Source organism: uncultured Neisseria sp., assembly GCF_951230505.1.
In the GTDB taxonomy this organism is placed as follows: domain Bacteria; phylum Pseudomonadota; class Gammaproteobacteria; order Burkholderiales; family Neisseriaceae; genus Neisseria.
Window position 1 is genome coordinate 1 of the sequence record NZ_CATNVN010000100.1, and the last position, 6,850, is coordinate 6,850.

6 protein-coding genes and 2 pseudogenes are annotated in these 6,850 nt (G+C 49.4%); 4 read left to right on the plus strand and 4 right to left on the minus strand.

Annotation, left to right across the window (positions count from 1 at the left end):
- Positions 1–93: 93 nt before the first annotated feature.
- Both Q1M25_RS07040 and Q1M25_RS07045 read right to left on the minus strand, forming a co-directional pair.
- Positions 94–267 (minus strand): annotated as a pseudogene (locus Q1M25_RS07040) (IS3 family transposase); the annotation flags it as partial.
- Positions 257–817, minus strand: a pseudogene (locus tag Q1M25_RS07045) (sulfite exporter TauE/SafE family protein); the annotation flags it as partial. The pseudogenes Q1M25_RS07040 and Q1M25_RS07045, both read right to left, overlap by 11 nt.
- A 196-nt stretch (positions 818–1,013) precedes the next feature.
- Here Q1M25_RS07045 and Q1M25_RS07050 point away from each other — a divergent pair.
- The gene (locus tag Q1M25_RS07050) at positions 1,014–1,559 is read left to right on the plus strand and encodes a TIGR00645 family protein (RefSeq protein ID WP_004519303.1); all 546 of its coding nucleotides are present in this window, start codon (positions 1,014–1,016) and stop codon (positions 1,557–1,559) included.
- Positions 1,560–1,627: 68 nt separating this feature from the next.
- On the opposite strand, the gene Q1M25_RS07055 is transcribed toward Q1M25_RS07050, so the two are convergent.
- Positions 1,628–2,578, minus strand: coding sequence for a bile acid:sodium symporter family protein (locus Q1M25_RS07055; protein ID WP_070608034.1), 951 nt, complete (start codon positions 2,576–2,578; stop codon positions 1,628–1,630).
- A 204-nt stretch (positions 2,579–2,782) separates the two neighbouring features.
- Positions 2,783–3,670, minus strand: coding sequence for a YicC/YloC family endoribonuclease (locus Q1M25_RS07060; protein ID WP_283255519.1), 888 nt, complete (start codon positions 3,668–3,670; stop codon positions 2,783–2,785).
- Between the two features lie 139 nt (positions 3,671–3,809).
- Here Q1M25_RS07060 and rph point away from each other — a divergent pair, with 139 nt between their 5' ends.
- The 3 genes from rph to Q1M25_RS07075 form a co-directional block, all read left to right on the plus strand.
- Positions 3,810–4,538 (plus strand): ribonuclease PH, encoded by a 729-nt coding sequence (rph, locus tag Q1M25_RS07065; protein ID WP_300483343.1) that lies wholly within the window; start codon positions 3,810–3,812, stop codon positions 4,536–4,538.
- Positions 4,539–4,709: 171 nt separating this feature from the next.
- Positions 4,710–5,930, plus strand: coding sequence for an aspartate kinase (locus tag Q1M25_RS07070; RefSeq protein WP_128582889.1), 1,221 nt, complete (start codon positions 4,710–4,712; stop codon positions 5,928–5,930).
- A 336-nt stretch (positions 5,931–6,266) separates the two neighbouring features.
- On the plus strand, positions 6,267–6,850 hold a 584-nt coding region (locus tag Q1M25_RS07075; RefSeq protein ID WP_300483348.1), incomplete at its 3' end, for a hypothetical protein.

Genomic DNA, 6,850 nt, shown 5'->3' on the forward strand with positions numbered 1-6,850 from the left:
CAACAAGCGGAAATTGAACAAATGCAAAAATGGCTTAAAGCACACAACAAAAAAAGCTCCGTAAAATGATCTGACTCCAAAAGTTAGACTGATTTAGTTCAAGGACTGAGTTCTGTAATTCACAGAGCTCAGTCCTTTTAGTTTCCCCTGAATGCGCTCATGGTTGTAATAATGAATGTACTCATGAATCGTTTTTTCCAGTTGTTAGAACGTCTCAAATCATTTACCGTAATAACATTCCATTTTTAATCGTCCAATTGATGACTTTTGCCGAGGCGTTGGCCGCCAGAAAATCATAGCCGTAAAAGCGGACGAACACGAAAGCCAGCAGGCTGCCCGTTCCCGGCCCGAAAATGCCATCATAAAACCCGATTAACGCGCCGAAAAACAAGCCCCATAAAGTTTCGTGGCGCGTCAGCTTTTCAGTGCGCACCGTCTGCCCCAAGTCTTTTTTCAAAAAAGTGTACAGACACATGGCAATCATGATGACCAACATTGCCGGCTTCATGTATTGCACGGGGAAATACACCACCGTTTTCGCACCCAAATATGAAGCGGCAAATGCCAACGCCGCGGCAGGCAGCAGCATTTTCCACGGTACGGGGATTCGGCGCAGATATTGCCCCGTCGCGGTCAACGTGCCGCAGCAGGAAGCAAATTTATTGACACCCATCACCGAGGCCACAGGCATAGCATTTGGCAATAGGTTGAACAATCCTGGAATCTGCAACAGTCCGCCTCCGCCAACCGCCGCATCCATCAGCCCGGCGGCAAAGCCGACCAATACCAGATAATAAAAAAACGAATCTGCAAGCATAATGTCCATCTCTAAAAAGCAAAGCGATTTTGCGCGTGTTTGCCTGTCCTGACAACCTACAAGGCCGTCTGAAAAACAAGGAACGATATTCTGTTTTCAGATGGCCTTTCTTTTTAAATTCAGCCACTCAAATTGCAGCTTAAAAATTTTTCCATTAAAGTGCCGCCCCTTATCTTTCCCACACACAACACATTCTATGGAACATTCCACCCCGACCAAACGCACAGCCCACGACCGAATGGGCATCTTCGCGCATTTCATTTTTGCCAGCCGCTGGCTGCAACTACCGATTTATATAGGCTTGATTATCGCCCAAGTCATTTATGCCTGTAAGTTCCTCAAATCATTGTGGCACTTGGTATCCAATTTCAGCATCATGGATGAAAACACCATCATGATCGCCGTATTGAACCTGATTGATGTTGTGATGATTGCCAACCTGCTGACCATGGTCATTGTCGGCGGCTACGAGACCTTCGTCTCCCGCCTTCACGTTGACGAACATCCCGACCAGCCCGAATGGCTCAGCCATGTCAATGCTTCGGTTTTGAAGGTTAAGCTGTCGATGTCCATCATCAGCATTTCCTCCATCCATCTGCTGCAAACCTTCCTCAACGCCGCCAATCTGTCGGAAAAACAAATCATGTGGCAATGTATTACCCACATCTGTTTCCTGATTTCCGCCCTCGCCATGGCTTTAACAGACAAAATCGTGTACAGCACGACGCATAAAGCGCATTGATAAAAAGCAATCAAAAGGCCGTCTGAAATATTTCAGACGGCCTTTTGTTATCTGGCAATGTTTACAGCTTATTGCTTACGCTTGTCCCACCAGGCAAACAAATTGCCCAAAACCGTTCCCGATACAGAGTGCCAAACGCAGGCAACGGCGGCGGCAACGGCAGATTCGGCATTACCGGGGAAGAATTTAGCACTCAAACCGGTAGCAAGTCCGGCATTTTGTACACCGACTTCGATGGCAAGAGTGCGTTTTTTGGCGGTATTCATGCCGGTCAGCGCGCCGCTGTAATAGCCAAGGATGTAGCCGCCGATGTTGTGGGCAGCGATGGCGAGTACCATAACCAAGGCGGATTCGGCAAATCGGTGGCCGTGAACGGCTGCAACGCCGCCGACGATGCAGGCAAACGCGACAACGGCAACGGCAGGCATAATCGCGCGCACGTCTTCAAACCAATGTTTTTTATGCAGCAAGATATTGGCGGCAGAGCCGATAACGACAGGCAGCAAGGTCACGAGCAGCATAAATTTGAACATACCCCAGCCGTCCATTTCGACAGTTTGTCCGACCAAATAAGTCATCCACAGCGGCGTCATCACAGGCGCGAGGACGGTAGAAACAGTGGTCATGCCAACCGAAAAGGCAACATCGCCTTTAGCCAAAAAACTCATGATATTGGACGAAACACCGCCCGGGCAGGTACCGACCAAAACCAAACCCAGCGTCAATCCGGGCGAGAGGTCAAAGGCTCTGGCAATGCCGATGGCGAGCAAGGGCATAATCGTGTATTGGGCGATGGCACCGATAAAAATATCGAGCGGACGTTGCGCCAGAATTTGATAATCTTCTTTGCCCAAAGTCATGCCCATACCGAGCATGATGATGCCGAGTACGACAACTTGCGTATCGCCTTTTACCCATGAAAAAGTGGCAGGCTCAATAAAGGCGATGATGGAGGCAAGGACGATAATCAGGGCGGTGAAGCGGGTCATTTGCCGACTGATTGCGGTTAGAAAGTTCATGTTTTTACTCCTTTGTATGTTCTTATCATGACAATAATTGCCATAATTTAACACATGTTAACTCTTTAGCGCAATAACAGTCACGAAACAAGAAGCCCGCCTCCAATAATGTTTAAAAATAAACTCAACCGGTTCCGTCCCATATCGACACAAAGGCCGTCTGAAACTTTTCAGACGGCCTTGTTTTATCCGTTCGTTATCGATTTATTCGATATTTTGAACCTGTTCGCGCATTTGCTCGATCAAGACTTTCAGTTCAACCGACGCTTGCGTGCATTCAGCGGCGATGGCTTTGCTGCCCAAGGTATTGGCTTCACGGTTCAACTCTTGCATCAGGAAATCCAAACGTTTGCCTGCGCTGCCCTTGCCTTCGGTAACGATGCGGCGTACTTCGGCGATATGGGTGCGCAAACGGCTGAATTCCTCATCCACATCAGATTTTTGGATGAACAAAGCAAATTCTTGTTGCAAGCGGTCGTTGTCGATATTGCCGACGGCTTCTGCCAAACGGGCTTTGACTTTGTCCATATGTGCCTGCAGCAGGCTGGGGAACAATTCGTTCAAAGCATCCACAATCTCTTCCATGCCGTCCAGACGTTGTAGCAGGTGTTCACCCAGTTTTTTGCCTTCACGTTTGCGGGCAGCTGTGAACTCTTTCAACGCGCCGGTCAATAAATCTTTAACACCTTTCGCTAAGGCCTCGGAGTCTTCGCTCTGACCTGCCAAAACGCCGGGGAAACGCAAAACGTCGGCCACGCTCAGCTTGCCGAAATTGTGTTCCTTGCGCCATTCTTTGTTCAAATGCGCCAGTTGTGCGACTAAATCCTGATTGACTTCCAAAGTCTGACCGCCCGAAGCCGCATCTTGCAGCTGAACACGGCATTCCAGTTTACCGCGCGCCACGGCCGCGGCAATCTGTTCGCGCAATGCGCCTTCCAAATAGCGCAACTCTTCCGGCATACGGAATTGGACATCCAAATAACGATGGTTGACCGCGCGGATTTCCAAATTAATCCGCTTGCCGCCGCATTCGCCTGCGGCATTGGCAAAGCCGGTCATGCTGTGGATTTGAATAGTTCGTCTTGTAGCCATGGTTTTACTCCGTTTCCAAATACGAGTGAAAGTATGGACACTATAACACACCCAACCGACGATTTTCAGACGGCCTTTGATGCCAAATTCCTCTATAATTCAAAGCAACCTATTTTTCATTCCGCCCAAAAGGATCATCATGAGCGATTACACCCGCACCGGCCGCGCCGCCGACAGCCTGCGCAACATCAAAATTACGCCCAATTTTCTCCCCCACGCCGACGGCTCCTGCCTTATCGAGTGCGGCAACACCAAAGTGATTTGCACTGCCTCTATCGACGAAAACGTTCCCCCTTTCCTACGCGGTAAAGAACAAGGCTGGGTGACTGCCGAATACGGCATGTTGCCTGCTTCCACCGCCTCCCGTATGCGCCGTGAGGCCGCCGTAGGCAAACAGTCCGGCCGCACACAGGAAATCCAACGCCTGATTGGCCGCTCGCTGCGCGCCGTTGTCGATATGGAAAAACTCGGCGAACGCCAAATCCTGATTGACTGCGACGTCATCCAAGCCGACGGAGGCACGCGTACCACCTCCATTACCGGTGCCTACGTCGCCCTGCAAATCGCCGTGGACAAACTGCTTTCAGACGGCCTTATCAGCGAAAACCCAATCCGTGAAGCGGTTGCCGCTGTTTCCGCCGGCGTGGTGGGCGGTGTACCGCTTTTGGACTTAGACTATCCCGAAGACTCAGGCTGTGGCAGCGACGTCAACATCATCATGACCGCATCCGGCAAAATCATCGAAATCCAAGGCACAGCCGAAGGCGTGCCGTTTAGCATCGAAGAATTGGGCAAGCTGATTGCCCTCGCGCACAAAGGCATTGCCGAATTGGTTCAACACCAGCAGGCCGCCCTTTTGTCCCGATAAGCAGCAAGGCCGTCTGAAAGATTTCAGGCGGCCTTTTTTAACCCCGTCCATTTATGCGCATTTACTCAAAAAAGCGCGTTCTATCCTTGAATTCCATGTAAAAAATAGTAATAATAACCCTTTTTCCAGCAAACCAAGCTGCCCGACAAACCCCACAAGAAAGCACGAAACATGGCGTTAATCGTACATAAATACGGCGGCACATCAGTAGGCTCGCCCGAACGCATCAAAAACGTAGCCAAACGTGTCGCCAAAGCCCGCGCCGAAGGACACGACATCGTAGTCGTCGTATCTGCCATGAGCGGCGAAACCAACCGACTGGTCGCACTGGCGCACGAAATGCAAGAGCATCCCGATCCGCGCGAACTCGACGTCGTTCTCGCTACCGGCGAACAAGTGACCATCGGCCTGCTGGCCATGGCCCTGAAAGACATCGGCGTTGACGCCAAGAGCTACACCGGCTGGCAAGTCGCCCTCCAAACCGACACTTCCCACACCAAAGCCCGCATCGAAAATATCGACGACGAAAGAATGCGTGCCGATTTGGCTGCCGGTAAAGTCGTTATCGTAGCCGGTTTCCAAGGCATCAGCAGCGAAGGCAATATCTCAACCCTCGGCCGTGGCGGTTCGGATACCTCCGCCGTTGCCATCGCCGCAGCCCTCAAAGCCGACGAATGCCAAATTTATACCGACGTAGACGGCGTTTACACCACCGACCCGCGCGTCGTACCCGAAGCACGCCGCATGGACACGATCACATTCGAAGAAATGATCGAATTGGCCAGCCTCGGCTCAAAAGTTTTACAAATCCGCTCCGTAGAATTCGCCGGAAAATACAAAGTGCGCCTGCGCGTACTCAGCAGCCTGCAAGATGGCGGCAACGGCACCCTGATTACCTTTGAAGAGGACGACAACATGGAAAGAGCAGCCGTAACCGGTATCGCATTCGACAAAAACCAAGCACGCATCAACGTACGCGGCGTACCTGACAAACCCGGCGTTGCCTACCAAATCCTCGGCGCAGTTGCCGATGCCAACATCGAAGTCGACATGATCATCCAAAATGTCGGTAGCGAAGGCACAACCGACTTCTCCTTCACCGTTCCACGCGGCGACTACAAACAAACCATCGAACTGCTGCAACAACGCCAAGACAGCATCGGCGCCGCCTGCATCGACGGCGACGACACCGTATGCAAAGTCTCCGCAGTCGGCTTGGGTATGCGTTCACACGTCGGCGTAGCCGCCAAAATCTTCCGCACCCTCGCAGAAGAAGGCATCAACATCCAAATGATTTCAACTTCCGAAATCAAAGTATCCGTCCTGATTGACGAAAAATACATGGAACTGGCTACCCGCGTTCTGCACAAAGCATTCGACTTAGGCAACTAATTCCAGCCTATTAAAAAGGCCGTCTGAAACTTTATTGTTTCAGACGGCCTTTTTTATTCCTTTCGCATTAATCAAAAACATCTTAATAAAAAAATCTACTTTAGCTCAAAACAGTGTATCCTGGCTTATTATTACCCTTGTTAATTTCATTATATGTTCAATATTTCACAACCACCCATCTTGGCCGTTTAATTCCAAAAATATACCACTTAACCTAATTTGAGAAAAATAAACAAATCTGTAATAAAATAGAACAAAAGTACAAACAATTATCTACGCTCATCAATAAAAACAAATTTCCCCCAATTTTCTCCTAACTTAAGAAGGAATCCTAATATGAACGTATTAAATAAATTCGGTATGCTGATCTTGTCCGCTTCCCTACTGGTAGCCTGCGGCGACTCCGGTAATAAAGGCAGCAGCGACAAACCGGCAGAACAAGTTGTCCAAAGCGAATCTAGCTCTGCCAACAAATACGAAAAAGCCCTGAGCGAATTCCCAGAAGCAGATCCTAAACTGGCCGAACCTATCGTCATTTCCGATAAAAAATCTCCAGACGGTCTTGCCGAATTGCAAAAATTCATTCACTTTACCACTGGTGAAGAAGCTCAAAGAATTACTCAGCTAGGCCTAGAATTGCAAAACTTGGCTAACCAAAATAAAGAAAAGGAAGCTTTGGAGCAGATGAACAAACTGACTGCTGCACTGGAACAATTCCATCAGAGCGCAGCTGCCCTCGACATCAAAGATCCTGAAATCAAAGCAGTTCTGGATCGTGCATTACAAGTCAGCAGTGCTGCCAACAACATGATGATTTATGCAGGCAAACATGCTTCTGAGCTGACTATCAACGGCAAAGATAAAGATTCGCTCAAATTTGCCAATGATTTCCAAGAAAAATCTCAAAAATTGCAAGAAAC

Bases quoted from the DNA above. Each gene is read 5' to 3' on its own strand.
- rph (WP_300483343.1), top strand. From the start codon at position 3,810: ATGAGCGATTACACCCGCACCGGCCGCGCCGCCGACAGCCTGCGCAAC.
- Q1M25_RS07055 (WP_070608034.1), bottom strand. From the start codon at position 2,578: ATGAACTTTCTAACCGCAATCAGTCGGCAAATGACCCGCTTCACCGCC.
- Q1M25_RS07050 (WP_004519303.1), top strand. From the start codon at position 1,014: ATGGAACATTCCACCCCGACCAAACGCACAGCCCACGACCGAATGGGC.
- Q1M25_RS07070 (WP_128582889.1), top strand. From the start codon at position 4,710: ATGGCGTTAATCGTACATAAATACGGCGGCACATCAGTAGGCTCGCCC.
- Q1M25_RS07060 (WP_283255519.1), bottom strand. From the start codon at position 3,670: ATGGCTACAAGACGAACTATTCAAATCCACAGCATGACCGGCTTTGCC.